The 25,481-nt window shown below is 75.7% G+C and carries 20 protein-coding genes; 9 read left to right on the top strand and 11 right to left on the bottom strand.

What is annotated here, in order from left to right; all coding sequences use genetic code 11:
* Positions 1-32 precede the first annotated feature (32 nt).
* Positions 33-1,658, bottom strand: a complete 1,626-nt coding sequence (locus ACZ7JZ_RS12680) for an IucA/IucC family protein (RefSeq protein WP_470937034.1) — start codon at positions 1,656-1,658, stop codon at positions 33-35.
* A 50-nt stretch (positions 1,659-1,708) separates the two neighbouring features.
* Here ACZ7JZ_RS12680 and ACZ7JZ_RS12675 point away from each other — a divergent pair, with 50 nt between their 5' ends.
* Entirely contained in the window at positions 1,709-3,442 is a 1,734-nt protein-coding gene (locus ACZ7JZ_RS12675) for an IucA/IucC family protein (protein WP_470937031.1), read from the top strand.
* A 48-nt stretch (positions 3,443-3,490) separates the two neighbouring features.
* On the opposite strand, the gene ACZ7JZ_RS12670 is transcribed toward ACZ7JZ_RS12675, so the two are convergent.
* Both ACZ7JZ_RS12670 and ACZ7JZ_RS12665 read right to left on the bottom strand, forming a co-directional pair.
* On the bottom strand, positions 3,491-5,134 hold the full coding sequence (locus ACZ7JZ_RS12670) for an amidohydrolase (RefSeq protein ID WP_470937028.1): 1,644 nt from the start codon (positions 5,132-5,134) through the stop codon (positions 3,491-3,493).
* Positions 5,135-5,254: 120 nt separating this feature from the next.
* The gene (locus ACZ7JZ_RS12665) at positions 5,255-5,947 is read right to left on the bottom strand and encodes a TetR/AcrR family transcriptional regulator (RefSeq protein ID WP_470937025.1); all 693 of its coding nucleotides are present in this window, start codon (positions 5,945-5,947) and stop codon (positions 5,255-5,257) included.
* A gap of 70 nt (positions 5,948-6,017) precedes the next feature.
* On the opposite strand from ACZ7JZ_RS12665, the gene ACZ7JZ_RS12660 reads away from it, so the two are divergent.
* Positions 6,018-7,538 carry a purine-cytosine permease family protein gene (locus ACZ7JZ_RS12660; protein ID WP_470937022.1) on the top strand — a complete coding sequence of 507 codons (1,521 nt, stop codon included), beginning with the start codon at positions 6,018-6,020 and terminating at the stop codon, positions 7,536-7,538.
* Between the two features lie 107 nt (positions 7,539-7,645).
* On the opposite strand, the gene ACZ7JZ_RS12655 is transcribed toward ACZ7JZ_RS12660, so the two are convergent.
* From ACZ7JZ_RS12655 to ACZ7JZ_RS12645, 3 genes are all read right to left on the bottom strand, one after another.
* Complete coding sequence (locus ACZ7JZ_RS12655; protein ID WP_470937019.1) at positions 7,646-9,985, bottom strand: immune inhibitor A domain-containing protein; 2,340 nt, start codon at positions 9,983-9,985, stop codon at positions 7,646-7,648.
* Between the two features lie 259 nt (positions 9,986-10,244).
* Positions 10,245-10,457, bottom strand: coding sequence for a hypothetical protein (locus tag ACZ7JZ_RS12650; protein WP_470937016.1), 213 nt, complete (start codon positions 10,455-10,457; stop codon positions 10,245-10,247).
* Positions 10,458-10,585: 128 nt separating this feature from the next.
* A complete protein-coding gene (locus ACZ7JZ_RS12645) occupies positions 10,586-12,850 on the bottom strand; it encodes an alpha-N-acetylglucosaminidase (RefSeq protein ID WP_470937014.1) in 2,265 nt (754 codons plus the stop codon).
* Positions 12,851-13,139: 289 nt separating this feature from the next.
* Between ACZ7JZ_RS12645 and ACZ7JZ_RS12640 the strand changes: the two genes are divergently transcribed.
* From ACZ7JZ_RS12640 to ACZ7JZ_RS12630, 3 genes are all read left to right on the top strand, one after another.
* Positions 13,140-13,781 carry a TetR/AcrR family transcriptional regulator gene (locus tag ACZ7JZ_RS12640; RefSeq protein ID WP_470937012.1) on the top strand — a complete coding sequence of 214 codons (642 nt, stop codon included), beginning with the start codon at positions 13,140-13,142 and terminating at the stop codon, positions 13,779-13,781.
* A gap of 90 nt (positions 13,782-13,871) precedes the next feature.
* Positions 13,872-14,816, top strand: a complete 945-nt coding sequence (locus tag ACZ7JZ_RS12635; RefSeq protein WP_470937010.1) for a serine/threonine dehydratase — start codon at positions 13,872-13,874, stop codon at positions 14,814-14,816.
* A gap of 135 nt (positions 14,817-14,951) precedes the next feature.
* Complete coding sequence (locus ACZ7JZ_RS12630) at positions 14,952-15,323, top strand: hypothetical protein (protein WP_470937008.1); 372 nt, start codon at positions 14,952-14,954, stop codon at positions 15,321-15,323.
* An 87-nt stretch (positions 15,324-15,410) separates the two neighbouring features.
* On the opposite strand, the gene ACZ7JZ_RS12625 is transcribed toward ACZ7JZ_RS12630, so the two are convergent.
* Positions 15,411-17,645 carry an FG-GAP repeat domain-containing protein gene (locus ACZ7JZ_RS12625; protein WP_470937006.1) on the bottom strand — a complete coding sequence of 745 codons (2,235 nt, stop codon included), beginning with the start codon at positions 17,643-17,645 and terminating at the stop codon, positions 15,411-15,413.
* Between the two features lie 350 nt (positions 17,646-17,995).
* Between ACZ7JZ_RS12625 and ACZ7JZ_RS12620 the strand changes: the two genes are divergently transcribed.
* Together ACZ7JZ_RS12620 and ACZ7JZ_RS12615 are read left to right on the top strand one after the other, a co-directional pair.
* Positions 17,996-20,011, top strand: a complete 2,016-nt coding sequence (locus tag ACZ7JZ_RS12620; RefSeq protein ID WP_470937004.1) for an FAD-dependent oxidoreductase — start codon at positions 17,996-17,998, stop codon at positions 20,009-20,011.
* A 141-nt stretch (positions 20,012-20,152) separates the two neighbouring features.
* A complete protein-coding gene (locus ACZ7JZ_RS12615; protein ID WP_470937451.1) occupies positions 20,153-20,563 on the top strand; it encodes a PaaI family thioesterase in 411 nt (136 codons plus the stop codon).
* A 65-nt stretch (positions 20,564-20,628) separates the two neighbouring features.
* Here ACZ7JZ_RS12615 and ACZ7JZ_RS12610 read toward each other — a convergent pair whose 3' ends face one another.
* The 3 genes from ACZ7JZ_RS12610 to ACZ7JZ_RS12600 form a co-directional block, all read right to left on the bottom strand.
* Positions 20,629-21,090, bottom strand: a complete 462-nt coding sequence (locus tag ACZ7JZ_RS12610; RefSeq protein ID WP_470937002.1) for a hypothetical protein — start codon at positions 21,088-21,090, stop codon at positions 20,629-20,631.
* Positions 21,091-21,231: 141 nt separating this feature from the next.
* The gene (locus ACZ7JZ_RS12605; RefSeq protein ID WP_470937000.1) at positions 21,232-21,882 is read right to left on the bottom strand and encodes an IclR family transcriptional regulator; all 651 of its coding nucleotides are present in this window, start codon (positions 21,880-21,882) and stop codon (positions 21,232-21,234) included.
* A 276-nt stretch (positions 21,883-22,158) separates the two neighbouring features.
* The gene (locus ACZ7JZ_RS12600; protein WP_470937448.1) at positions 22,159-23,487 is read right to left on the bottom strand and encodes a serine hydrolase domain-containing protein; all 1,329 of its coding nucleotides are present in this window, start codon (positions 23,485-23,487) and stop codon (positions 22,159-22,161) included.
* 302 nt (positions 23,488-23,789) lie between these two features.
* Between ACZ7JZ_RS12600 and ACZ7JZ_RS12595 the strand changes: the two genes are divergently transcribed.
* A complete protein-coding gene (locus ACZ7JZ_RS12595; RefSeq protein ID WP_470936997.1) occupies positions 23,790-24,383 on the top strand; it encodes a flavodoxin family protein in 594 nt (197 codons plus the stop codon).
* A 13-nt stretch (positions 24,384-24,396) separates the two neighbouring features.
* Here ACZ7JZ_RS12595 and ACZ7JZ_RS12590 read toward each other — a convergent pair whose 3' ends face one another.
* Positions 24,397-24,684, bottom strand: coding sequence for a hypothetical protein (locus ACZ7JZ_RS12590; protein ID WP_470936994.1), 288 nt, complete (start codon positions 24,682-24,684; stop codon positions 24,397-24,399).
* 177 nt (positions 24,685-24,861) lie between these two features.
* On the opposite strand from ACZ7JZ_RS12590, the gene ACZ7JZ_RS12585 reads away from it, so the two are divergent.
* Positions 24,862-25,416, top strand: coding sequence for a GNAT family N-acetyltransferase (locus ACZ7JZ_RS12585; RefSeq protein WP_470936991.1), 555 nt, complete (start codon positions 24,862-24,864; stop codon positions 25,414-25,416).
* Positions 25,417-25,481 lie beyond the last annotated feature (65 nt).

The raw sequence follows: 25,481 nt of genomic DNA, 5'->3' as shown, positions 1-25,481 counted from the left end.
CTGCCACCCGGACCCCGGCCGGGAGGGGCGCCCTATCCCCGGCCGCGCGCCGCGCCCGCGGGTACGCCCCGCCCCCCGGCGTCCGGCGCCAGCGGGTTGGGCAGCGCCGTCCACCGCATCCCGCCGTCCGGGTCCAGCCGGCTCAGCGTGAGGGCCTTCGCGGGCAGCGGCCCGCCGCGCAGCGCCCGCAGGTCCTCGGCGCCCCCGGGGTACCCGGCGCCGAGGTCCCCGACGGCCGCGGCCAGCACCGCCCCCAGCGTCGCGGAGTCCCCGGCCAGCGGGGCCAGCGCCCCGCCGACCAGGCAGCCGAGGAACTGCCGGCGCAGCGCGGCCGGGTCGTCGTCCAGCAGCCGGCCGGTCAGGTCCGGCGCCGGGAGGCCGCTGCGGGCCAGCCGGGCCGGGCTGATCCGGACGTCGGCGAGGTCCCGGTACACGAGCCGGCGGGCCCGCCCGTCGGGGCCGAGCACGACGAGGAGGTTCTGCCCGTGCGCCTCCAGCGCCACCCCCAGGCCGAGCAGCTCCAGGCAGGTCCCGAGGGCCAGCCGTGCGAATCCGGCGATCCGCTCCAGCCGCTCCCCGGGCGGGTACGCCGCCAGCCGGTCGGCCAGGGCGCACACGGGGACCACCTCCTCCCCGGCCGCGGGATCGGCGTACCGGTACGGGGACTCGCGCAGCACCGCCGCGAGCGCGGGGTCCCCGGCACCGGCCGCGGCCAGGGTGCGGGCGATGTGCAGCCGCCCGCCGAGCCGCTCCGCGACCCGCTCCAGCACCTCGGAGGTGGCCATGGCGTGCTCGACGGAGTAGGGGGAGATATCGCGCACGGAGGAGGTGAGCCGGGTGCTCAGGGAGGTCTTCACATGCAGGTCCGGGCCGAGCCCGCAGCCGGATTCCGGGCCGGTCCGCAGGGTCCGCAGCGACAGCAGGGGGTGCGCGGCTGGCCCGGGGCGCAGGGTCCGCCCGGCGAGCACGTGCGCCGCCTGCCAGGGGTGCACCGGGACCAGCACCGCCGCCCCCTCCCGCAGCTCCGCGGGCCAGGCCCCCCGCACGGCCGCCCCGGCCACCGGGGCCAGCAGCAGGGCGACCACGGGCCGGTGCTCGGGGGCGTACGCCAGCTGCTCGGCGGCCGAGAAGCCGGGGCGGGAGCGGCAGCAGGGGTGGTACGGGTGCCCGTCGGCGGACCGCTGCTCCCACTGCCACGGCTCCGCGGGCGGTACGGCGCCGGCCCCGGGCGCGGTCACGGCGGCAGCCGCGGCGGAGGCCCGGGACAGGGACAGGGAGGCCACGCTGTGCGCCAGTTCGGCGGCGAACGCACCCCCGCCGCCCGGCAGTTCCAGGGCCGCCAGCAGCCCCACCGGATCGGAGTACGCCGTACCGCCCAGCTCCACCGCGGCCACCGACGTGCCCGTCGCCCACGGGTCCGGGGGCGGCCCGGCCAGCCACCGCCCGTCCGCCAGCCGCAGGCGCACCGCACCGGAACCGGCCGCCCGCTGCGCGACCCACGGCACCGGCTCGTGGACGAGGGCCCGCCACAGCCGGGCGAGTACGGCCGCCCGGGCCGCGGGCAGCCCGGCCAGGTAGGCGTCCGACAGGTCCGGACGGACGGCGGCGAGCTCCGCCGCGAGGGTCTGCTCGGCGTCGGTGCTGCACGTGCGCGACATACGCGAGTCCTACCGCACCAGCTTCCGGTCACACCTACTGTGAGGACACGATGGAGACGGAGTTCGCCCGCGGGGCGGAGGCCCTGGCCCTCCCGCCCCTGCTCAACTGCCTCCTGCGCGAATCCGCGGACCTGCTGCCGGATCCCGCGCCCCCGGCGCTGCCCGGCCTGGCGGAGCGCGGGCCGGTGCCGCTGTCGGTGACGGGTGCGGGCGCGGCTGCGGGAGCGGGCGCGGTGACGGCGCCGGCCCGCGCCCCGGCAGGCGCCCCGCCCGCCCGGGGTGGCGGGGGGCCGGTCGGCGGCGGGCTCCCGGACCCGCGGCCCGTGTACCGGCTGCGGGCCACGGGCCGGCTGCTGAGGGTGCACGGCGGAGTACGGCCGTACGGGCCCGAGCTGTGGGAGGGCGGGCGCTGGCGGCCCCTCGCCCATCCGGACCTGGTCGCAGTCGCCGCACGCGAGATGTCCGCACTGACTGGCCGTCAGAACCCCTCCATGGGCGCGGAGATGGCCGCAAGCCGGGAGGTCCTCGAAGCCCTGCTCGCCGCCCGCGCCCGCACCACCCCGCCCGCCGACCTGTGGCTGCGCTCCGAACAGGCCCTGCTCATGGGCCACCCCTGCCACCCTGCCCCCAAGGCCTCCACTGCGGGCCCGCCCGCCGGCTGGCTGCGCTACGCCCCCGAGGCCCGCGGGCGCTTCCCCCTGGTCCTGCTGGGGGTCCGCGAGGACTGCGCGGCCGAAGCGGGCGACACCAGCGCCCTCGACGGCCTGGGCCAGGCCCCGCCCGGGTACCGGTTGCTGCCCGCCCACCCCTGGCAGCTCGCCCTCAACCGGCACCGCCCCGAGGTCCGGCGCGCCTTCGCCGAGGGCCGCCTGGTCCGGCTCGGCACCACCCCGTGGGAGGCCGCCGCCACCGCCTCGGTACGCACCGTCCACGTGCCGGGCGGCCCCGAGCGGCCGGGGGCCGCGCCCGGCGCGGACCTGTTCCTCAAGTTCAGCCTCGACGTGCAGATCACGAACGCCGTGCGGCGCATCGCGCAGTACGAGCTGCGGCACGTCCGGGAGACCGGCCCGCTGGCGGCCCGGGCCTTCCGCGAGCTGGCGGCCCGCCCGGACCGGGACCCCGCCGGAGCCGGTTCCCCCGGGGCGGCCGTCTGGCTGGACGAGCCGGGCCACCGCACCGTCGCCGGGCTGGAGGAGACCTTCCCCGTCCTGATCCGCGAGGGGCTCGGCGGCCGCCTCGCCCCCGGCACCTCCGCCGTCCTCGCTGCGGCCCTCGCGGAGGGCTTCGATGGCAGCCCCCTGGACCGCGCCGCCGACCCGCTGCGCTGGTGGGCGGCGTACCTGCACTGCGTGGTCCGGCCCGTGCTCGGGGCCTACGCCCGGTACGGCATCGCCGTCGAGTGCCACCTCCAGAACACCCTGGTCGCCGTCGACGCCGACGGCCTGCCCGTCCACGTGGTCCTCCGCGACGGGGAGGGCGTCCGGGCGGTCCCGCGCAACCCCCGCGAGGAGGCCTGGCAGCGGCTCGTGTACTGCCTGGTCGTCAACAACCTCACCGAGATCGCGGGCGCCCTGGCCCGGCGGCACCCGGCGGCGGCCGGACGGCTGTGGCCCGCCGCCCGCGCCGAGTTCGCCCGCAGCGCCCGCCGGGCCGCACGGCCCGAACTCGACGCCCTGCTGCGGACCCCGACCGTCCCCGGCAAGGCGAACCTGCTCTCGCGCTGGCTGGACGCCCGCGATATCGCCCCGCACTACCTGCCGCTGCCCAACCCGCTCCTCCTGTAGCCGGTTCGGCGGCGCGGGCGCGGTGGACCGGCCGGGCCACCCCACCCGTCAGAGCGACGGGTCCCGGTGCGTGGGGCGGCCCGCCACGGCGGTGAACAGCACCGGCAGGGCCGCGAGTTCGGTGGCCGGGGTGGTCAGCGGGCTGTCGGCGAACACCGTCAGGTCGGCGCGGTACCCGGGGGCCAGCCGCCCGGCCTCGTGCTCCTCGCCCGCCGCCCGGGCGGGGTTCACGGTCATGCCCTGGAGCGCCTGAAGAGCCGTCAGGGCCTGTTCGGGACCGTGGGGTTCGCGGGTCAGGTCGCGGCCGGGGCGCCGGTGCCGGGCGCCGGCCATCACGCCCAGCGGCGGGTACGGGGCGATGGGCCAGTCCGAGCCGAGGACCACGTTCGCCCCCGAGTCCCACAGGTCGCGGCACCGCCAGGCGCGCGAGGCCCGCTCCTCGCCCAGCCGCCGCGACCAGTTGTCGGTGTGGTCGGCGCGGGTGAACTCGCAGCAGTGGGTGGGCTGCATGGAGGCCGTGACGCCCAGCTCCGCGAAGCGGGCGAGGGTGTCGTCGGGCACGGTCTCGATGTGCTCGACCCGGTGCCGGACGGGGGCCGCGCCCGGTGAGTCGCCCGCCCGGGCCTGCGCGACGGCGTCCAGGACGTGCCGTACCGCGGCGTCCCCGATGGCGTGCGTGGCGGTGGGCACCCCGGCGCGGTGCAGTTCGCCGACGATCCGGGTGTACACCTGCGGATCGGGCCAGAAGGCGTGCGCGGACTCGCCGTGGCAGTCGGGCTGTTCGAGCCAGGCGGTGCCGTTGTCGATGGTCCCGTCCATGAAGATCTTGACGCCCTCGGTGCGCCAGAGGGCGCCGCCCGCGCCCTGTCCGGCGATCAGGGCGCGGACCCCGTCGGCGTCGGTGCCCGGCTGGCACCAGGGGGAGACCCGCAGGCGCAGCGGCAGCCGGCCGACGGTGTCCAGCTCCCGGTAGAAGTCGAGGCTGTCGCCGTTGGCGTCCATGGCGTGGCCGCCGGTCAGCCCGGCGGCCGCCATCCGGTCCAGGGCCGCCGCGAGCCGGTCGAGGCGCTCCGTGCGGGTGGGCTGCGGGGCGATCCGCTCGACCAGTTCGCATGCGGCGTCCTCCAGCAGCAGCCCGGTGGGGCGGCCGTCGGCACCGCACACCACCTCGGCGGAGGCCTGGTCGAAACGGCGGGGGCCGTCGACCCCGGCCAGTGCGAGGGCGCGGGGGCTGGCCAGCGCGGAGTGGGCGTCGAAGAGCAGCAGCAGGGCGGGGACGCCGTCGAGCACCGCCTCGAAGGGCGCGGTGGAGACGGGGCCGTCACCGAACGCGTTCGGGTCCAGGCCCCAGCCGGTCAGCCAGTCGCCGGGCCCGAGTCCGCGGACCGCCCCCGCCAGGGCCTCCCGTACGGCGGGCACGTCGGTGCACGCGGACAGGTCCAGGCCGTGGGTCAGCTCGGCGCCGGTCACCGGGTGGATGTGGCCGTCGACCAGACCGGGGGTGACCACGGCCCCCTTGAGGTCGACGACGGTGGCGCCGGGACCGGCCTGGGTGCGGACGTCCCGGTCCCCGCCCAGCGCGGTGATCCGGCCCCCGGCGGCGGCCAGGGCGGTCTCCTGCAGGAGGGTCCCGGTGACGGGGTCGAGCAGCCGGGCGTTGAGCAGGACGAGCGGGGGGTGGTGCGCGGGCACGGGGGCCTCCGGGTACGGGGCGGGGGAGGGGTTGAGTCGGGGGCCCCGGGTCGGGGGTCCGGGGTCGGGGGTCCGGGGTCGGGACGGGGTACGGCGGATGCGGTCCGGGTCCGGGCGCGGTCAGTCCGTGCCGTCCGGACCGGCGGTCAACGCGCCGTAGGGCAGGCCGAGTTCGCGCTCCGCCGTGGTGACGGCCATCCGGGCCACGGCCGCGGGGCGGTCGTGGTCGCGGCCGCCGGCCGGGTCGGCGGAGTTGGCGCGGGCGCTGAGGCCGTCGAGGACCACCAGGATCTGGATGGCGGTCACGTGCGGGTCGTCCGTACGGAACTCGCCGCGTGCGACGCCCTCGCGCAGCACCTCCTCGATCCGGCCCCGCCAGGCGGCCTCCTGCACCGCGACCCGCTCCTGGAGCGCCGGGCGGTAGCGGCTGAGGTGCCGGGCGTTGAGCCACAGCCGGCTGATGCCGTCGTAGGCCTCGCCCGAGGTCAGCGCGAGGAACCGGGCCAGCCGGGCGGTGGGCGCCGGCGCGGCGGCCCCCGGGCTGTCCCCCGGGGCGCTCCCCGGGGCCGCTGGGAGCAGGGCGTCGAGTTCGGAGCCGGCGGCGGCGCCGAAGGCCTCGGCCACCAGGTCCTCCACGGCGGGGAAGTAGTGGCTGATCAGCCCCGGCTGCACGGCCAGTTCGTCGGCCACCCGGCGCAGCGTGAGGCATTCCAGCCCCTCGGCCAGGGCCAGGGCGGCGGCCGCGGCGGTGATCTCGGCCCGCCGGGCCTCCGGGGTTTTGCGAACTCGTTTGCGCGGGACGCTTGACGGCATGCTGCCGACACTATTGAGTGTGCGACCAATAAGCAAGTGAGACGGGCCCGCCCAGCACCCGGAGGTACCCATGGAGTCCGCGCTTCCCGATCCGTGCCGCAGGACGCCCCCGGACCCCGGCCCGATACCCCCGGACCCCGGCAGGCCGCCGGCTCCCGGCCCGGACCCGGACCCCGCCGCGGCCGCCGCCCCGCAGCTCCCCCGCCCGGCCGCCCGCATCGAGGCCCACGGCATCGACCGGATCCCCGACGGCGAGCGGCACGGCCGGCCGCGGGACCTGTTCCCCGTCTGGGCGGCGGCCAACGTGAACTACCTCAGCCTCGTCGTCGGAGGCGCGCTGGTCCTGATGGGCCTGACCCTCTGGCAGGCCCTGTCGGTGATCGTCGTCGGCAACCTCTTCTGGCTGCTCACCGGCCTGCTCGCCACCTCGGGCCCGGCCGCCGGCGCCCCCAGCGAGGTGATCACCCGGGCCGTCTACGGGGTGGTCGGCAACCGCGTGAACAACGCGGTCGGCGGCTGGCTCGTCTCCGTCTGCTACTTCGCCCTGAACCTGGCCGCCGCCGCGGCCGCCGCCTTCGCCCTCGTGGAGCAGGCCGGCGCGGTCCCCACCACCGCCGTCAAGGTCCTGGTCGTCATCGTCATCGCCGCCCTCACGCTGGCCATCAGCGTCTACGGCCACGCCACGATCATGAAGCTGTACCTGCCGATCACCCTGGTCCTGGCCGCGGCCTTCGCCGTGGTCGCCCTCGGCGTCCTCGGCCGCGCCGACTTCGGGTACCGGCCCGCGCAGCCGCTCTCCGGCACCGCCCTGTGGGCCGTGCTCGTCGCGGGCGCCACGCTGACCGCCTCGGGCCCGCTCTCGTACACCACCAGCGCCGACTTCTCCCGCTACCTGCCCCGGAGTTCACCCCGGCGGGCCGTGGCCGGCTGGACCGCCCTCGGTGCCTTCCTGCCCAGCATCGCCGTCAGCTCCGCGGGCGCCCTCGCCGCCACCGCCGTCGACATGACCGACCCGCAGAGCGCACTGCAGGCCCTGCTCCCCGGCTGGTTCTACCCCCTCTTCCTGCTGGCCCTGGTCCTCGGCACCGTCTCGATCAACGCACTCACGGCGTACAGCGCCGGGCTCGCCCTCCAGGCCGTCGGGCTGCGCGTGCGCCGCACGGTCAGCGTCCTGTTCGACGGGGCCGCCGCGGTCGCCCTCACCCTGTACGGGCTGCTCGCCTCCAGCCTGCTCGACACCGTCGGCAGCGCACTGCGGCTGATCGTCGTCCTGGTCGGCCCGCTGACGGCGGTGTACGCCGCGGACGTCCTGCTGCGCCGCTGCCGCTACGACGGGGACGCGCTGGGCGACGAGACCCGCGGCAGCCCGTACTGGTACCGGGGCGGGGTCAACCCGGCCGGCGCCCTCGCCCTCACCGCCGGGGTCACCGCCGCCGCCCTCTGCGTGAACACGCTCTACACGGGCCCGGTCGCGGCGGCCCTCGGCGGCACGGACCTGTCCCTGCCCGCGGGCATGCTCGTCTCCGCGGGTCTGTACGCCGCCCTGATGCGCCGCGACCCCGGGGTGCGGGCGGCCCGCGCGGACGGCTGACCGGCCGCGCGCCCGCGCCGGGCGGCCGGGACGCGGCAGGGCCCCCGCCGCGGGCTGCGGCGGGGGCCCCGGAGGGGCTCAGAGCTGCGGTACGGGCCGTGCGGGGGTCAGCGGGAGGGGCCGACCTGGACCGTGGTGACCCTGCCGCCCGCGGCCTCCTTGACCACGGTGATGCGGGTGCCCGTGTCGGGGACCTTCACGCCGACCTGCGGCAGGTCGGCGTTCCAGTACACGCCGTTGCGGTCGTCGAAGGCCGGGACCCCGGCGCGCTCCGGCACCAGGACCGGAACTCCGTTGCGGTGGAAGACCACGTCGTCGCTCGGCTGGAGGGAGAAGGTCGCGTCGAAGGTCTGCGCGCGGGCGTTGAGCGGGGTCCCGTCGGTGTAGCGCAGCGCCTCGGGCCGGGCGTCGACCGGCAGCAGCATGCCCGAACCGGGGTGCGCCTTCGTGGTGTTGTCGCTGAAGGCGGTGTCCCACAGCCAGATCAGCACGCCCTGCTGGTACGGGTAGAACTCCACGGAGTCCTTGCGGACCGGGTCGGAGCCCCAGCCGAAGTTGTACGGGCCGGTCTTGAGGTACGCGCCGTAGCCGACGTGGCGGCGGTTCTCGACGAAGTACGCCCGCGGGTGCTCGGCGATGCCCGTACGGCCCTGGGTGCGCGACCACTTGACCGCGGTCCAGCCGTTGGCGCCCTGCTCGGCGCCGTCCGCGAACAGCTCGCGGCCGCCGGAGGCGATCTTCAGCGCGTCGAAGGTGACGCCCTTGCCGTGGGTGTTGCTGTCCGAGGTCACGCGCAGCCGCAGCTGCACCGGGGCGCCCGCGAACGCGTCCAGCGGGACCGAGAGCTGCGTCCAGCCGGCCGAGGTGCCGCTGATGCCCTTCGCCGGGATGGGGGAGCCGCCGGCCGTGCCGGGCAGCGCCGTCCAGGTGCGGCCGGAGTCCGTGGAGGCCTCGACCGTCAGGAAGTCGAAGTCCTGCTCGATGTCGTGCCACAGGCGGGCTTCCAGCCGGGTCCCGGCCGAAGCGGGCACGCCGGTGAGGTCCACGGTCCGGCTCAGGGTGTTGTCCATGAAGTCGCCGGTACCGCTCCACCACTGGCTGCCGCCCTCGGCGGGGTCGGTGAGGTCGGTGCGGGTGACCGAGGGCGGCAGGTGCACGAGCAGCGCCTGCGGGTCCTCGGTGTTGTAGCCGGAGACCCCCAGCACGGCCCGCGTCCTGCGGCCCGCGTCCGCCTCGGTGTAGTCGAGCCAGCCCAGCTGGAGCTTGCTCCACGGGTCCAGGTCGCCGGGGAAGTCGCCGGTGGTGTTGCGGCCCTTGCCGAGGTACGAGCCGGCGGACATCAGCGACCAGTAGTTGACGCTGTTGTCCCCGTCGGAGCTGTACAGGTCCGGCAGGCCGAGGTCGTGGCCGAACTCGTGGGCGAACAGGCCCACTCCGCTGTTCTCGCCCGCGGTGAGGTAGTCGCCCGCCCAGATCCCGGAGTCACCGACCGGGGTGCCGCCGGACTTGTTGCCCTCGGGACCGGCCGCGCCGGCCTGGTTCCAGTACGCGAACCAGCGGTGCGCCCACACGGCGTCCTTGCCCTGGTCGCCGCCGCCCCAGGTCTGGTCCTTGCCCGCGTGCACGACCATCAGGTGGTCGAGGTAGCCGTCCGGCTCGTTGAAGTTGCCGTCGCGGTCCGCGTCGTAGCGGTCCCACACGTCGTACTCGGCGAGCTCCGCCTTGATCTCGGCGGGGGTGCGGCCCTTCGCGCGCTCGCCGTGGTACCAGGCGTTGGTGGCGTCGCGGATCATGTCCCAGTTGGTCCGGCACTGGCCGGGCTCGGAGCAGTTGTCGGTGCCGTACCGGGCCTCGTTCCAGGGCAGCCGCACCCAGTCCGAGACGTAGCCGTCCATGTCGTACCGGCCCGAGGACTGCAGCCGGTAGTAGTTGCGCAGGCTCGGGGCGCCGGCCTCGGCGGAGAAGAACTGCTTCTGGTAGTAGGACCGGTCGAAGTCCTTGCGCCAGATGGTGTGGTTGTCCGCCTTGGGCGGGCGGGTGATGGAGTTGTGGCGCGGGCCGGGGGTGCCGCCGAAGCGCGGCTTGCCCTCGAACTGGGTGGTGTTGTCCACCTTGTCGCCGAACTCCGCCAGGATGACGAAGATCTTGTCCTTGCGCTGCTGGGCCAGTTCGACGTACTGCTTGCCGACCTTGACGCGCTGCGGGAGGGCGCCGTTCGCGGAGGCCTTCTTCAGGCGTCCGGCGGCGACCTGCTCCAGCGCCTGCCGGCGCAGGGCCTGGCGCTGGAGTTCCTGCGGGGCCGGCGGCGGGGCCTCGGCGTGGGAGGGGCCGGAGGCCGCCGGTGCCTGCGGCGGTGCCGCGGCGGGCGGTTCCTGGGTCGCCGCGAGCGCGGGAGCGGTGAGCAGGGCGAGGGATATCGCCGCTCCTGCCGCGAGGAGTCTGCGCAACGTACGTGTCCTTTCGGTGCGTGGGACGTGCGAAGCGCAGGTAATATTTCACATGTGACAGGTCATGGGTAGGGGTTGGTCACCCCGTCTTCGGAATCCCCCCGGGGGGGGCGGGGTCCGGGGGTCGGGACAGCCCCCGGGAGCGCCCTGCCCTGGAACCCGGGCCGCCGGTACGCCGGCGGCCCGGCGTGCTGAGATCCCGGCCGGGCCGGGCCGCGTACGTGCGCAGCCCGGCCCGCCGGGATCCGGAAGGGACGGCCTACGGAGCCTGGCGCGGCGCGGAGCGGAAGGCGGCCGCGCGGCGGGCCTGGCGGGAGGCCAGCTGGGCCGGGATCCGGTCCGCGGCCGGCCGCGGGAGCGGACCCCGCTTGTGCAGGCCTATGACGCCTTCCAGGGCGTCGGCCACGACCCGCCCGGCCCGCTCGTCCGCCGCGCCGCCCGTCCCCGGGGTGCGACCCTGCTGTTCCGACATGCCCGCTCCCTGCCGCCGTCCGTCGCCCGCCACCTGCCGTCCGCAGCCTGCCGTCCGACAGTCAAACCGCACGGCCCCGCCAACTCCGGCGCCAGAAGCGGAAGTTCCCACGGAGGAGTGACCTCCCCTCACTTGATCGCATCGGCGATCGAACGGGCGATCGCGTAGGCGTCCCCCCGCGGGACGGTCGCGTGCGCAGTCGTCCGCCGCGCCCAGGCGTCCTCGAAGGCGAACCAGTCGATCTCCTGCGGCGCCGCCCCCGTCGCCAGCGCCCGGTCCAGCGAAGCGAAGTACGCCGCCCAGCGCGGGGCGTACAACTCCTCCACGAGGCCGGACCACTCGCGGTTCGCGTAGTCGTGGAGGAAGCCGCCCTCGCTCGTGCTCCGGGTGCCCCAGGTGCTCAGGAGCGAGCGCACGTCGTACTCGTACCGGTCCTGCTCCGCCCGGTCGGAGCCCCAGGACCGCGCCGCCGCCAGCCGGCTCCCCAGCAGGAACTCCGGGTCGGCCGCGGTGATGCGGGCGAGGAGCCGCTCGCACTCCTGCCAGTCCGCGACCCGGGCCCGGAACAGCGCCAGGTCCCCGGCCCCGTACGCCGCCCGGATCTGGGGCAGCAGCACCCGCGACCGGTTGGCCACCGTCTGCCGTGCCACGTCCACCAGGTCGAACCGGTACGCCGAGGACCCGCGCAGCTCCGGCGCCACCGCGAGCAGGGAGCCCAGCGCACTGCGCACCGTAGCCGGCGGGTAGCGCATCACCTTCGGGCTCCAGTGCCCGGCCGTCTCCGCCGTCAGGGACGGCCGCGCCGAGAACAGGCTGTCCTGCGCCTCCGACCACCAGCCCGCCGGACTGCTGTACGGCCCCCGCCGCAGCGCGTCCCAGGCGGCCGCCGCATGGGGGTCCGCGCCCCCGTAGCGCCGCGCCGCGAAGTCCGCGAACCAGGCCTTCTGGTCCAGCGGCCCCGGCTCCCAGGCCAGGTCGGTGAACAGGTCGAAGGCCGCCGGATTGGTGCCCGTGGCCTCCGGCATGTACGCGGTCCCGCGCAGCGCGCTGCCGGGCTTGGCGTGCCAGTCCTCGTAACGGCTCAGCCAGACCGAGGTGTTGGCGCCGATCGTGGTGTGCCCGCCGAAGTTGTAGATGGTCCCCAGGGCGTACGGGACCCCGCCCCAGCGTTCCTCGCGGTCGATCTTGTTGTACCGGTCCGACAGCCCGTCCAGGATCAGCAGCCGCTTCGTGTCCACCCCCGCGAGCAGCTCCTTCACCGGGTCGTCCTGCCAGCCCAGGACGGCCCACAGCGCCCCGGGGTGCGCGGCGTCCAGCGCCGCCTGCACCGCCCCCGCCGCGGCCTTCACGTCCACGGTCCCGACGGCCCCGCCCTCGTGCAGCGGGCTCATCCGGTACATCGCGCTGTCGCCGAACTGCGCCCGCTGCTCGGCGTAGTAGGCGGCGGCCAGCTCCGCGAAGACCGGCCCGGCCGGGTCCAGCCAGTCGGGCCGCTCGAAACCGGCCCAGTCGCCCTGGGGAACGGTCCGCGCCCCGGGGTTGCGCTCCGCGAACCCGGCGGGCACGGTCCCGTAGAAGCCCTGGAGCACGGGGGTCATGCCCAGCGAGCGGACGTGGTCCGCGACCCGGCGGCCGAGCGCGGCCCGCCCGGCCAGGAGCCGCTCGGTGACCGGGCCGCCGAAACCGCTCAGGTTCTGCAGCAGCCACCAGCTCTGGTGGGCCGGCGCCGGGATCCAGGACCGCAGCTCGGCCGCTCCGTACCCGAAGCGCTGGAGCGCCTTGTAGTACGGGTACTCGGCGCCGACCTGCACCAGCACCTCGTTGACGCCGTGCAGGGCGAGCAGGTCGATCTGGCGCTGGTGCGCGGCGAAACCGCGGTACGCGCCCGAATAGCCGTCGTCGGTGTCGTTGAGTGCGTACCGGTGCGGGACCCGTGCGGTGCGGCTGACCGCCGCGGGCACGGCGGGCAGCAGGGCGGGCAGCCGGTCCAGGCTGTCGCCCGGCCAGCCGATGTCCACGCGGGCCACGTGCTGGAGGTACCAGCCGACGCCGGTCAGCTGGGTGGCCGGGGTGGTGCCGCGGACCACGATCGCGCCGGCCCGCCCGGACACCGTGAACGAGTCCTGGGCCCCCGGGGCGCGCACCGCGGGCAGGAGGGTGAACTGCGCCGCGTGCCGCGGCAGGAGCCGCCGGAGGGCGGCCCCGGCCGCGGAGTCGTCGAAGGCCGCGGGCCGGGCGGCGGCGCCCGGGGGGGCGGGGAGGCCCGCGGCGGCCGGCCCCGGCGCCGCGGCGGCCGCCGCGCCCGCGGGGGCCGCCGGACCGGAGCCGAGGGCCAGACAGCACAGGGAGAGCACCGAGGCCGCAACGGCCTTGTGCAGGGGGATCGTTCGCACGCATCGCACCGTTCGTCGGCCGGATCCCGCAGGGGCGGATGGTCCGGCGGGGGAGTGGGCGGGAGGGGGGAGCGGAAGCGGGAGGGGAGGGTTGGGGAAGGTGACGCTGCGTCAGTGTCCAATGCGTCCCCGCAGGACACGCCCCGCGCGCGGCGGAGTGGATGCAATCGGGTGCATGGAAGGGGAACGTTGGGCTAACGGGATCCGGCCCCGGCCCCGCACGCCGGGGTGCGGATGCGGGTGCGGATCGGCGTTCCGTTCAGATACGACGTAAGATACGTTGTATCTCATGCCGCGCAGCTCACCCGCCCTCGACCGGGCCACCCCCGGGGCCATCGCCGAAGCAGCCCTCCGTCTGATCGACGAGGAGGGCCCCGCCGCCCTCAGCTTCCGCGCCCTCGCCGAGCGGCTCCAGGTCTCCCACGCCACGGTCCAGCGCCGCTGCACCGACCTCGCCGGACTCCTCGACCTCTGTACGGACCACCTGGCGGCCCGGCTGCCCGAGGTACCCCCGGGCACCGGCTGGGCCGAGGGCTGCGAACTGCGCTTCACCGCCCTCTACCGGCTGCTCACCGCCCACCCGGGCCTCCTCGCCCTGCGCGGCAGCCGCCCCTGGCTCGGCCGCAACCTGCTCGCCCGGCTCGTCGAGCCCGCCCTCGCCGACAGCCTCGCCGCGGGCCTCGACCCGGCCCGCGCCATGGCCGTCTACCGGCAGATGTACCTGCTCACCCTCGGCTGCGCCGCCTTCGTCGACCACCGGGACCCGCAGGGGGCCGCCGAGGCCTCCCGGGCGGCGCTCGCCGCCCTCGACCCGGCGCGCTTCCCCGTGCTCGGCGGGCACACCGCCGCCCTGCTGCCCGCGCTCACGGACCACGGGGTCCACGCCGAGGCCCTGCGCGCCCTGATCCGCGCCGCCGACCCGACCGCCTGAACCGGCCCGCCGCCAGCCGCCCGCCGCAAGCCCCCGCCCCGAGCCGCCCGCGGTCCACCGCACCCCCGCACCCACCCCCAGGAGAGCGCCATGGAACAGCTCGGCTACGCCGACGTACGCGCCGCCGCGGACCGGATCGCCGGCCGCATCCGCCCCGTCGCCCTCGCCCCCGCCCCCGCCCCGGCAGGCGGAGCCGGCGGCGAGACCTGGTTCGCCCTCGAATACCTCCAGCACACCGGCAGCTTCAAGGCCCGCGGCGCCCGCAACTTCATCGCCGCCCACCGGGCCGCCGGCACCCTCCCCGCGGCCGGCGTCGCCATCGCCTCCGGCGGCAACGCCGGGCTGGCCTGCGCCTGGGCGGCCCGCGGCGAGGGGGTGCCCGCCACCGTGTTCCTGCCCGAGGGCGCCCCGCCGGTGAAGGTGCGGGCCCTGCGCGCGTACGGCGCCGAAGTGCGCCGGGCCGGTGCGGAGTACGCCGATGCGGTCGCCGCCTGCCGGGAGTTCGCGGCCGGCAGCGGGGCCCTGCTCGGCCAGGCCTACGACGACCGGCTCGTGGCCGCCGGCGCGGGCACCCTGGTCGACGAGATCCGCGGTCGGCTGCCCGGCCTCGACGCCGTCGTGGTCTCGGTCGGCGGCGGCGGGCTCTTCGAGGGCGTGGCCGCGGCCGCCCGCGAACACGGCGTGCGGGTCGTCGCCGTGGAGCCCGAGAACTGCCGCTGCCTCCACGCGGCCGTCGAGGCGGGCCGGCCGGTGGACGTCCCCGTGGACTCGGTCGCCGCCGACGCCCTCGGCGCCCGCCGCGTCTCGGAAGCCGCCCTGGCCGCGGCCCTCGGCAACCCGGACGTCGAGACCGTGCTCGTACCGGACTCCGCGATCAGGGCGGCGCGGCAGCTGCTGTGGGACGGGCACCGCATCGCCGTCGAACACGCCGCGGCCACCGCCTACGCCGCGGTCCTCGGCGCGCCGCAGCCGTACGGCAAGCGGACCGCCGTGGTCCTGTGCGGGGCCAACACCGACCCCGGCGACCTGGTCTGACCGGCCGAAGACGTTCGTTGCGCCCGACCGCGACTTTCGAGAACACGCCCGCCCCCGCCCGCCTGCGAAAGTCGGAGCGTCGGAACCGAACGACGGTCCGGCGAACGAGCGAAGCAGAGGGAACGGGGAACGGGCGTGTCTGAGCGGCGTAACGGGTGTCTGATCGGCTGTGCGGTGGCGGGGGTCCTCGGCCTCGGCATCCTGGCCCTCCTCGGCTTCGGCCTCTTCAAGGCCGTCGACGCGGTCGGGGAGACCCTCATCGACCCCAAGGTCTACGCGGCCGTGAAGGTCGGCGACCCCGAGGCCGAGGTCCGCGGCAAGCTCCCCTCGGGCGAGTCCTTCATCAAGGGCGCCCTCAAGGACGGCGGCCCCGCCCAGCCGGCCGGCACCACCTGCTCCTGGTACGTGGCCGAGACCGACGCCGAGGGCGCCACCGGCGGCGAGGACGTGTTCCGCTTCTGCTTCAAGGACGGCAGGCTCGCCGAGAAGGTCCAGTACCGGATGTAGCGCGCCGACCGGTCGGGGAGCGGGGACCGCCGGTCAGGCGGGGGCGGGCCCCCGCATGACCGGCGCACCGGCCGGACGCTTCAGACCTCAGAGCACGGACGTGGTGTCCGGGTCCCCGCCGAAGAAGCGGTCCGCCTCCGCCTTCGGGGCGAAGGGGGCCCGCCAGTTGCCGGTGCCCCGGTACACGTACGACACCTCGTCGCGGTGGTGGTCCTCGAAAGGCCCGGACGTGACCAGCAGGTCGTCCCTGCCGTCGCCGTCGTGGTCCCCGATTCCCACGAGGTCCCGGAAGGAGCCCCAGCCGGCGCCGACCCGGATCCGGGTGTCGAAGGAACCGTCCCCGCGGCCCAGGTACAGCCAGAGGACCCCCGCCTTGTCCCGGGCCACGAGGTCGCCCGCCGCCCCTCCGGCCACGTTCCCGACGGCCGTCACGGAGTCGTACGCGCCCCAGCCCGCGCCGATCCGGGTCCGCGCGGCGTACGGGGCCGCGGTCCTGCCCGTGGCCTTGTACAGCCACAGCACGCCGGACCGGTCCCGGGCCAGGAGGTCGGTCCGCCCGTCGCCGTTGAGGTCGGAAGCGGCGGTGAGGCGGTCGTAGGCGCCCCAGCCGGCGCCGATCCGGGAGGCGGCGGCGAAGGTGCCGTGGCCCTTGCCGGTGTGCAGCCACAGCACGCCCGCGCGGTCGCGGGACACCAGGTCGGCGGCCGGACCCCCGGCGAGCAGCCCGGCCGCGGTGACCTCCCGGCCGGCCCAGGGGCCGGGCACCTGCCGGGGGTCGGGCCCGTGGGTCAGCCCGCCGCCCCAGGCGACGGTGTCCTGCCGCCACAGCCGTCCCGCGGCGTCCCGGGCCAGCAGGTCCGCCGAGCCGTTGCCGGTGAAGTCGTGCACGGTCGGCCGGCGGTCGAGCGTGAAGGACCCGGAGGTCACGAGCTCGGGCCCGGTTCCCGGCAGCGGCTTGGCCCTCATGGTCCACGTGTACGTTCCGGTGGGGGCCTGGACCGGGCCGGCGGGCCCGATCGCCGTGCGGTCCCAGTCGACGGTCACCCGCTTCGAGACGTCTACGTCCGACCTGTCGAAGCCGAACTGCATCCAGGCCCCCGAAGCGGTGTGCCGCAGGGTGACCTCCCCCTCCGCGCGGGTCCGCGACAGGCGCCAGCGCAGCGGCCACGAAGGGCCCTGGTCCCAGCGGGCGCCGGAGGGGAACTCCGTCGCCGTCACGGCGAGGGCCGTCGGCGCTCCGGAGGAGGCCACGAGCGTGGCGACGGGGGCGCCGTCCGGGCCCGGCGCGATCCGGTACAGGCCCTCACCGCGGTCGTACGTACCGCCGACGGCCAGCAGGGCGCCGCCGGGTGCCGCGGTCAGCGAGCTCGCGTGTGCGAGGACGACCCGGTCCCGGCCGCCCGCGGCGGGCCGGGCGCGCAGCGCGTCCCCGCTGTGGAAGCTGTCCGCGGCGGACTCGGTTCCGTGGACCAGCCAGTCCCCGGCGAAGCCGAGCAGCCGCTCCCGCGCCTTGTCCGTCGGAATCGTCGCCACCGCTGTCGAACCCCGGGCGGAAACCCTCAGGGCCGCGGCGTCCGAACGCCCTTCGAGGGAACCGGACCAGGCGAGGTGCCCGGCGGAAAGAGACGTATCGCCCCAGGCGAAGGGAGCCGTGCGCGTCTCGGTCACCCGGGCCGTGGCCGTGTCCACCACGGCGTAGCGGGTCTCCGGGGCCGCCTGCATGGACAGTTCCAGGACCAGGGCGCCGTCGGTTCCCTGGCCCGCGCGCACGGCCCGGGCCCCCGCGGGCACACCCGCGACGGGGCGCAGCCGGGGCTGGGCCCCGGACACGTCGACCAGGTTGACCGGGGCCCCGGAGGCGCCCGCGCGGACCACGACCAGCACGGACCCGGCCGCCTCGACGTAGCGGTACCCGCCCAGGGCCGTGAGGTCCACCGCGGTCCTGCGGCCGGAGGCCATGTCGCGGACGGTCAGCACGGTGTCCCGGTCGGAGGCCGGGGCGCCGGACGCGCCGGTGACGACGAGGTCCGAGGGGCCCGCGGACCGGTACAGGGTGCTCGTGCGCGGCACCTGCCCGACGGCGGTGCGCCGGCCGTCCGAGTAGCGCGTCCAGGCCAGCGTGCCCGTACCGGTCTCGTGGGCGAGGAAGCCGGTGCGCCCGGCCGTGAGGACCTCCGCACCGGCGGCGATGCGCGGCACGGCCGCGGGCCGTACGGCCGGAGTGCTGCCGGCCGCCGGAGAGGCCGCTGCCGCGCCCGGCAGGGCGGCGGACGTGCCCGCGAGCGCGGCGACCGCAGCGGCCGTGAGCAGGCGTCGGGACATGGGCTGGTGGTGCATGGTCCCCCCGGGACGTGCGTGCGTACGGACTGCCTCAGGGGCGCCGCGCACGGTGCCCCCACCTGCCCGGGGCTCCGGAGGGAGCGAGCTGGGGCGCATCGTAACAACAGGTGGTCACGGGCCACGGAGGGCGCCCCCCGGCTCCCGTCCGCCCCGCCGCGGCTGTGAACCCCGCCACAGGGGTCGGTGCGGCGGTGTGCCGGGGGGCGCGCTGCGGCGGCCCTTCGGCGGGAGCGGGGGCGAGACCGGGGGCTCCTCGATTCTGCACCTAGTTGCAAAACTAGTTACCGGTCGGTACAACAGGCTCAGGACCACCGCGCGAGGAGGCGCCCCCGATGAGCCAGTACCCGCATCTGCTGAGCCCGCTCGACCTCGGCTTCACCACCCTGCCGAACCGGGTGATCATGGGGTCGATGCACACCGGCCTGGAGGAGGCCGAGCGCGGTTTCGAGCGGCTCGCCGCCTTCTACGCGGAGCGCGCCCGCGGCGGCGCGGGGCTCATCGTCACCGGCGGCATCGCCCCCAACGACCGCGGCCGCCCCTTCGAGGGCGGGTCCCGGCTCACCACCGAGGCGGAGGCCGAGGAGCACCGGGTGATCACCGGCGCGGTGCACGCCGAGGGCGGCCGGATCGCCATGCAGATCCTGCACTTCGGGCGGTACGCCTACCACAAGGACCTGGTCGCCCCCTCCGCCCTCCAGGCGCCCATCAGCCCCTTCGTGCCGCACGAGCTGACGGACGCCGAGGTCGAGGAGACCGTCGAGGACTTCGTCCGCGCGGCCCGGCTGGCGCGCCGCGCCGGATACGACGGCGTCGAGATCATGGGCTCCGAGGGCTACCTGATCAACGAGTTCATCGCCGCGGCCACCAACCGCCGAGAGGACCGCTGGGGCGGCTCGTACGAGAACCGCGTCCGCTTCCCGCTGGAGATCGTCCGCCGCACCCGCGAGGCCGTCGGCGAGGACTTCATCATCATCTACCGGCTCTCGATGCTGGACCTGGTCCCCGGCGGCTCCTCCTTCGACGAGGTCGTCTCCCTCGCCAAGGAGATCGAGGCCGCGGGCGCCACCATCATCAACACCGGCATCGGCTGGCACGAGGCCCGGATCCCCACCATCGCCACCTCCGTCCCGCGCGGCGCCTACACCTGGGTGACCCGCAAGCTGATGGGCGCGGTGAGCGTGCCGCTGGTCACCAGCAACCGCATCAACACCCCGGAGATCGCGGAGCAGTTGCTCGCCGAGGGCCGAGCCGACCTGGTCTCGCTGGCCCGTCCCTTCCTCGCCGACGCCGAGTTCGTGAACAAGGCCGCCGCCGGCCGGGCCGTGACCATCAACACCTGCATCGGCTGCAACCAGGCCTGCCTCGACCACACCTTCAGCGGGAAGATCACCTCCTGCCTGGTCAACCCGCGGGCCTGCCACGAGACCGAGCTCGTGCTCGCCCCCACCCGGCTCAAGAAGCGCGTCGCCGTCGTCGGCGCCGGCCCGGCCGGCCTCGCCTGCGCCGTCTCCGCGGCCGAACGCGGCCACGAGGTCGTCCTGTTCGAGGCCTCGGACCGGATCGGCGGACAGCTCGACATCGCCCGCCGCATCCCCGGCAAGGAGGAGTTCAACGAGACCATCCGCTACTTCGGCACCCAGCTGGAGGAGCACGGCATCGAGGTCCGCCTCAACACCCGGGCCGACGCCGCGCTGCTGAGCGGCTACGACGAGGTCGTCGTCGCCACCGGGGTCACCCCCCGCATCCCCGAGATCGAGGGCGTCGACCACCCCAAGGTCGTCAGCTACCTCGACGTGCTGCGCGACGGGGCCCCGGTCGGCGCGAGCGTCGCCGTCCTCGGCGCCGGCGGCATCGGCTTCGACGTGGCCGAGTTCCTCACCGACAGCGGCGAGGGCGCCGCCCAGGACCCCGAGGTCTACTTCCGGCACTGGGGCGTCGACACCTCGTACGGGCAGCGCGGCGGCCTGACCGCCCCCGAGCGGCCCGCCGCCCCGCGCCGCGTGCACCTGCTCCAGCGCAAGACCACCAAGGTCGGCGCCGGCCTCGGCACCACCACCGGCTGGATCCACCGCGCCGAGATCAAGCACCGCGGGGTCACCACCGTCGCGGGCGCCTCGTACGACCGGATCGACGACGAGGGCCTGCACATCACCGTGGACGGCACCGCCCGCACCCTGCCCGTCGACACCGTGGTCCTGTGCACCGGCCAGGAGCCGCGCCGCGACCTGTACGAGGCCCTGGCCGAGGCCGGTATCAGCGCGCACCTGATCGGCGGGGCCGACGTCGCCGCCGAACTGGACGCCAAGCGCGCCGTCCGCCAGGGCACCGAACTGGCCGCCCGCCTGTAGCCGGAGGCTGCGGAAGCCGTTGTGGCGGCCCCACCGGGCCGCCACAATCACGGTGTGACGCAGACACCCGCGCAGACCCCCGCGCACGCCGACGCACCGACACCCGCGCAGACCCCCGCACAGGACTCCGCGCCGACACCCGTGCTGAGCCCCGCCGACGCCGAGAAGGTCCTCGTCGAGAACTTCGCCCCCTGGGTCCTCGACCTCGGCCTGACCGTGGCCGAGACGGGGGAGCGGCACGCCGTGCTGCGACTGCCCTGGTCGGACCGGCTGGCCCGGGAGGGCGGCGGCCTCAGCGGACAGGCCATGATGGCCGCCGCCGACACCGCCACGGTGATCGCCGTCTCGGCGGCCCGCGGCGGCTACGGGCCCATGACCACCGTCCAGCAGTCCACCAGCTTCCAGCGCCCGGTGGTCGGCGCGGACGTGCTGATCGACGTGCGCATCACCAAACTCGGCAGGCGGATGGCCTTCGCCGAGGCCACCCTCACGGCGGAGGGCTCACCGGAGGCGGCGGCCCGCGCCTCCCTGGTGTACGCCATCCTGGGCTGACCGTACGTCAGCCCGTGCGGCCCCGGCGGTGAACTGCCGCCCGGGGCCGCATGACTGAGGTGCTGTCAGATGTCGATCACGCGGTACGCGATCGTGTACACCCCGCCGGAGCCCTCCAGCGAGCGGTACTGCACCTCGCCGCCGAACTCGCTGCCGGTGGCCAGCGTCGCGCCGAGCTTGTCGTCCCCGCTCGTGGTGTCGTCGTCCCACAGCGTCAGCGTGCGCGCCTGCTGCTTGCCCAGGACCAGGGCGGCGTTCCCGTTCCCGTCGGTCAGCGAGCGGACGTAGTTCGTGCCCATCGTCTGGTACTTGGCGCTGCCGGGCCACACCTTCACCTGGTTGCCGTTGGCGTCGGTGATCTTCAGGTAGGCCTCGTCGTGGTCGCCCTCGCTCTGCCGGTGGCAGGTCAGCTCCAGCAGCTCGATCCGTACGTAGTCGACGGGCTCGGCCTGGGCGGCCCCGGCGAAGCCGGCGATGCCGCCGAGGGCGAGGAGGGCTGCGGTGGCGAGGCGGGCCGTGCGGTTCATGAGGATTCCCCCGATGTCTGGTGAGCGGAGTGCCGTTCCCCCGGCACGTCCCCCACAGTGCCCGCCCGCCCCGACCCCGCTCTACGCGCGTCCCGCTCAGTGGAACGCTTCTGAGCGCAAGGTGTTCTGACGGGCCATCGGCTACAGCACCAGGCCCGGTGGCAGCCCCTCCGGGTCGCGCGGCCCGCGCCCCAGGCGCCGGGTGACCGCGGCGCCCGCCTCGGCCGCGGCCTGCGCCACCGGCTCCAGCCGCCGCCCGGCCCGCACCACCGCGGCCAGCGCCCCGACCCGCCGCCCGTCCGGCGCGCGCACCGGCACGGCCGCGCAGGCCACCCCGGGCAGCATGTCCTCCCGGTCCAGGACCGGACCGGGCCGCAGGGGGCCGCGTACCGCCAGGCCCGCCGCGGTGTCCAGGCAGAAGGCGATCCCGTTGCGCACGGGGACCAGCGGCTCCACCTCGCCGGGCACCGAACTCACGGTCAGGGCCCGCTCCTCGTGCAGCACGGTCAGCACCACACTGCCGCCGGTCGCCGCACGCAGCCGGTGCAGCGGCAGCCGCGCGGCCTCCCGCAGCCCGGGGTGCGGCTGCCAGGCCTGGCCGATGCGGTAGAGCTCGGGGCCCACCCGGTAGCGGGAGCCGTGCCGTTCGACGGCGCCGAGGGCGGCCAGCTGGTCCAGCAGCCGGTGCACGGTGGCCTTCGGTACCCCGCAGGCCAGGGCCAGTTCGGTCACCCCGGCGGGCCCGCCGTGCCGGCGCAGCGCCTCCAGCAGGGCGAAGGCCCCTTCGAGCACGCCCCGGCCGCGGGCGGGCCCGGCCGGAGCGGGAGCAGGTACGGAAGCAGATATGGGAGCAGGTACGGAAGCAGGTGTTGCGGGTCTCACAGGTCCCCCCGGACTCCTCCGTCCGGCCGCGTCCCCCAGCGGCGCGGCCCGGACGAGAAGCCATGATGCGCCCGCGGTCCACCTGCGGCGAAGGCTTTCCCCCGCGCGTCGCGCGCCGCGCAGGGGAAAGCCTCCAGGGGTGCGGCAGCGCTACCGGCAGGCTCAGGCCGGCCCGGCGCTACCGGTTCAGCGGGAGTGCCGCTCCGGCAGGTCCGCCTCGGCCGGGGCCAGGGCGGCCCCGCGGGCCGCCGGGTCCACCGAGAACCCGCGCGCCGACTTCGCGGCGGCCGCGGCCGGCTTCTTGCCGCAGAACGCCGCCTCCAGCGTGCCGCCCAGGGCCGTGTTGGCCACCCCGCGGTTCGAGGTGTTCGCCATCGCCGTCAGGCTGCGGCGGCCGTCGCGGGTCGTGAAGGCGTACGTGTAGAAGCCCTGCACCGTACCGGTGTGCCCGAAGACCTGGGTGCCGCAGGTCAGGTCGTAGCGGCGCAGGCCCAGCCCGTAGAAGCGGGTGTTCGTCGTGTCGGTCGGGGTGACGGTCAGCATCTCGTCGAGCTGCGCGCGCTTGAGGAGCTTGCCGCGGACCAGCGCCGACATGAAGGTGCTGAGGTCGGCCGGGTTGGAGATCATCGCACCGGCGGACTGCGCCCAGGAGACGGTCTGCTCCGTGGAGTCGACCAGCGGGGCGCCGGCCTCGTCGGGGTGCAGGTAGCCGCGGGTGTGCAGGCCCTTGATGGCGGTCTGCGGGTGCACGTAGAAGGTGTTCTTCAGGCCGAGCGGCTTGATGATGCGCTTCGCGTACTCCTTGGCGACCGGACGGCCGGTGATCTTCTCGATCAGCATGCCGACGACCACGAAGTTGGTGTTCGAGTACTTGTAGGCGAGGCCGGGCTCCGTGGTGCGGGGCTCCTTGAGGGAGAGCTCCAGCAGCTCCTGGTAGGTGAACGTGCGGTTGCGCACGGCCTCGAAGCCCGGGACGGTGTTCGCGAACATGGCGTTCGTGTAGTCCGAGAGCCCGCTGCGGTGGGTCAGCAGGTGGCGGACGGTGATCCGGTCGTCGGGCAGCAGACCCGGGAGGTACTGGTTCACCGGAACGTCCAGTTCGAGCTTCCTCTCGCCGACCAGCTGGAGCAGGACGACGGTCGAGAAGGTCTTGGTGACGCTGCCGATGCGGAAGCGCGCCTTCGGGTCCATGGGGTCGCCGGTGGTGCGGTCCCGCACGCCGAGGGCCTCCGTGCGGACCCCGCCCGGGCCGGTGAACCGGGCGAGCGCGCCGGGGGAGCCGGCGGCGAGGGTGTTGCGCAGGACCTGGGCCAGGCCCTCCAGGTCGGGCTCGGGGTCGGTGGCACCGGGGGCCGCCGCGGGCGCGGTGAAGGCCTCCGCGGAACCGGCCGAAGTGGCTTGAATCGTGCGGTTGCCGGCGGTGGCGGCGTGGGCGGCGGTGGCCGGGACGACTCCGGCGACGGCGGCGAGCAGGGCGGCGCTGACGGCCGTACGGCGGTAAAGCGAGTGGGGCAGGGGCACGTTCTTCCTCGGCTGACTGGTACGTGAGTGCGATTGGTCATCGGCCGCCGGGGCGTGGGGCCCCGGCGGGAGCCCGAGCTTACGGAACCCCTCTGCCGGACCGGTGTCCCGACCTGCTGTTTTGCGCCATTGCGGGCGGTTACGCGCGGTACCGGAGGGGTGGCGGCGGGTCAGGATCCGCCGGGTGGCGGAAGAACATGCTCCGCATATCGGGCGGGCGCCGTGGAATACACGGCGACCGCGCCCCGGTTGCACGCACATCAGTCGAACGTCGTTACGAAGCGGAGCAAGCAGTCATGACCAGCACTCAGAACCCCCGCTCCTTCCTCTTCGTCGCCGGCAGCTCCCGGCCGGACGGCAATACGGAGATCCTGGCCCGCGCCGCCGCCGAGCAGCTGCCCCCCGGGGTCTCCCAGCACTGGGTGGACCTGACCGCCACCCCCCTGCCCGACTTCCAGGACGGGCGGCACGAGAGCGGGGACTGGCAGCCCGTCGCCCACGAGGCGGAGCTGCTCGACGCCACCATGGCCGCCACGGACGTGGTCATCGCCTCGCCCCTGTACTGGTACAGCCTGTCCGGCCAGGCCAAGCGCTACCTCGACTACTGGTCGGGCTGGCTCGCGGTGCCCGGCCTGGACTTCGCCGCGCGGATGGCGGGCCGCACGCTGTGGGGGGTGACGGTCATGGCCGACCGCGACGAGGTCCGGGCCGACCACCTGACCGGCACCCTCCACCACACCGCGGCGTACATGAAGATGAACTTCGGCGGGGTCCTGCTGGGCAACGGCTCGCGCCCGGGCCAGGTCCGCGACGACGAGCGGGCGATGCGGCGCGCGAAGACCTTCTTCGCGGGCGAGGCGCCGGCTGCCCGGTTCCCGGGCGGGGAGTAGGGCGCGGGCCTGCTCAGTCGCCGATGTAGCCCGTGGCGGGGTCGACCTGCTCCAGGAAGTTCCTCGCTGCATCGATGAGTTCACCGGTGTCGAGGGCGTCGGCGCCGTGGACGGCCGAGGTGAACCCGTACCCCTCGTTCGGGCCGGACTCCCAGGCGAAGTCGTACACCCCGGGGCTGCCGTCCCGCTCCGTCACCGTGAACCGCTCCCCGTCCACACGCAGTTCCCTGCCCCGGCCCGGCCCCGCGTCCCGCTCCGGTCCCGCACCCTGCTCCGGTCCCGTGCTCCGGTCCTGTGCCATGCCCCGTACCTCCCGCCGCTCCGGGACCGTCCCGGAAGCCGTCTCCATGATCGGGGGCGGGGGGTGCGGGAGTCACGCGGTTTGCGGGGGCGGTACGGTGCGTACCACTCACCACCGTGGTGCGCATGCCCCCATCCTGCGGCCGGAGCCCGGCCGCGGACCGACCGAGAGGCCGCCGTGTTCTCCCTCCCGCTGCGCGGGGGCGCCCTCCTTCGCCCGCTCGAAATCCGGCACGCCGAGGAGTTCGCGGCCCATATGGACCGGGCCCGCGAGCACATCCGGCCGTGGGTGGGGGCCTCGTTCGTCACGGAGGGCCCCGAGGCGGCCCGCGCCACCCTCCTGCGCTACGCCGAGCGCCAGGCCGCCGACGGCCCCCGCCTGTTCGGGATCTGGGCGGACGGCACCCTGCGCGGCGGGGTCATGTTCACCGCCTTCGACGCCGCCTCCGGCTCCTGCGAGCTGGGCTGCTGGCTCGAACCGGGCACCGAGGGCCGCGGGCTGGTCACGCAGGCCTGCGGGATCCTGCTCGACCACGCCTTCAGGGAGCGGGGGATGCACCGCGCCGCATGGCAGTGCCGGGCCGACAACGTGCGCAGCGCGGCGGTGGCCGAGCGGCTCGGGATGACCCTGGAGGGGGTGAGCCGGGAGACCTGGTCGTACGGCGGCACCCGCTACGACACCAGCCTCTGGGCCGTCCTCGCCCGCGAGTACCCGCCCCGGCCCGCCGCCTGAGCCCCGCCCCGCCACTCCGGGCCCCTGCCCCGGGGCCCGACGCCGTACCGAAGAAGCCCCGCCGG

The organism is Streptomyces sp. NPDC038213 (assembly GCF_055600495.1).
This window is presented reverse-complemented; position numbering and strand designations above follow the sequence as displayed.

Bases quoted from the DNA above. Each gene is read 5' to 3' on its own strand.
- ACZ7JZ_RS12590 (WP_470936994.1), bottom strand. From the start codon at position 24,684: ATGGCACAGGACCGGAGCACGGGACCGGAGCAGGGTGCGGGACCGGAG.
- ACZ7JZ_RS12620 (WP_470937004.1), top strand. From the start codon at position 17,996: ATGAGCCAGTACCCGCATCTGCTGAGCCCGCTCGACCTCGGCTTCACC.
- ACZ7JZ_RS12640 (WP_470937012.1), top strand. From the start codon at position 13,140: ATGCCGCGCAGCTCACCCGCCCTCGACCGGGCCACCCCCGGGGCCATC.
- ACZ7JZ_RS12675 (WP_470937031.1), top strand. From the start codon at position 1,709: ATGGAGACGGAGTTCGCCCGCGGGGCGGAGGCCCTGGCCCTCCCGCCC.
- ACZ7JZ_RS12665 (WP_470937025.1), bottom strand. From the start codon at position 5,947: ATGCCGTCAAGCGTCCCGCGCAAACGAGTTCGCAAAACCCCGGAGGCC.
- ACZ7JZ_RS12595 (WP_470936997.1), top strand. From the start codon at position 23,790: ATGACCAGCACTCAGAACCCCCGCTCCTTCCTCTTCGTCGCCGGCAGC.
- ACZ7JZ_RS12660 (WP_470937022.1), top strand. From the start codon at position 6,018: ATGGAGTCCGCGCTTCCCGATCCGTGCCGCAGGACGCCCCCGGACCCC.
- ACZ7JZ_RS12610 (WP_470937002.1), bottom strand. From the start codon at position 21,090: ATGAACCGCACGGCCCGCCTCGCCACCGCAGCCCTCCTCGCCCTCGGC.
- ACZ7JZ_RS12625 (WP_470937006.1), bottom strand. From the start codon at position 17,645: ATGTCCCGACGCCTGCTCACGGCCGCTGCGGTCGCCGCGCTCGCGGGC.
- ACZ7JZ_RS12650 (WP_470937016.1), bottom strand. From the start codon at position 10,457: ATGTCGGAACAGCAGGGTCGCACCCCGGGGACGGGCGGCGCGGCGGAC.
- ACZ7JZ_RS12635 (WP_470937010.1), top strand. From the start codon at position 13,872: ATGGAACAGCTCGGCTACGCCGACGTACGCGCCGCCGCGGACCGGATC.
- ACZ7JZ_RS12680 (WP_470937034.1), bottom strand. From the start codon at position 1,658: ATGTCGCGCACGTGCAGCACCGACGCCGAGCAGACCCTCGCGGCGGAG.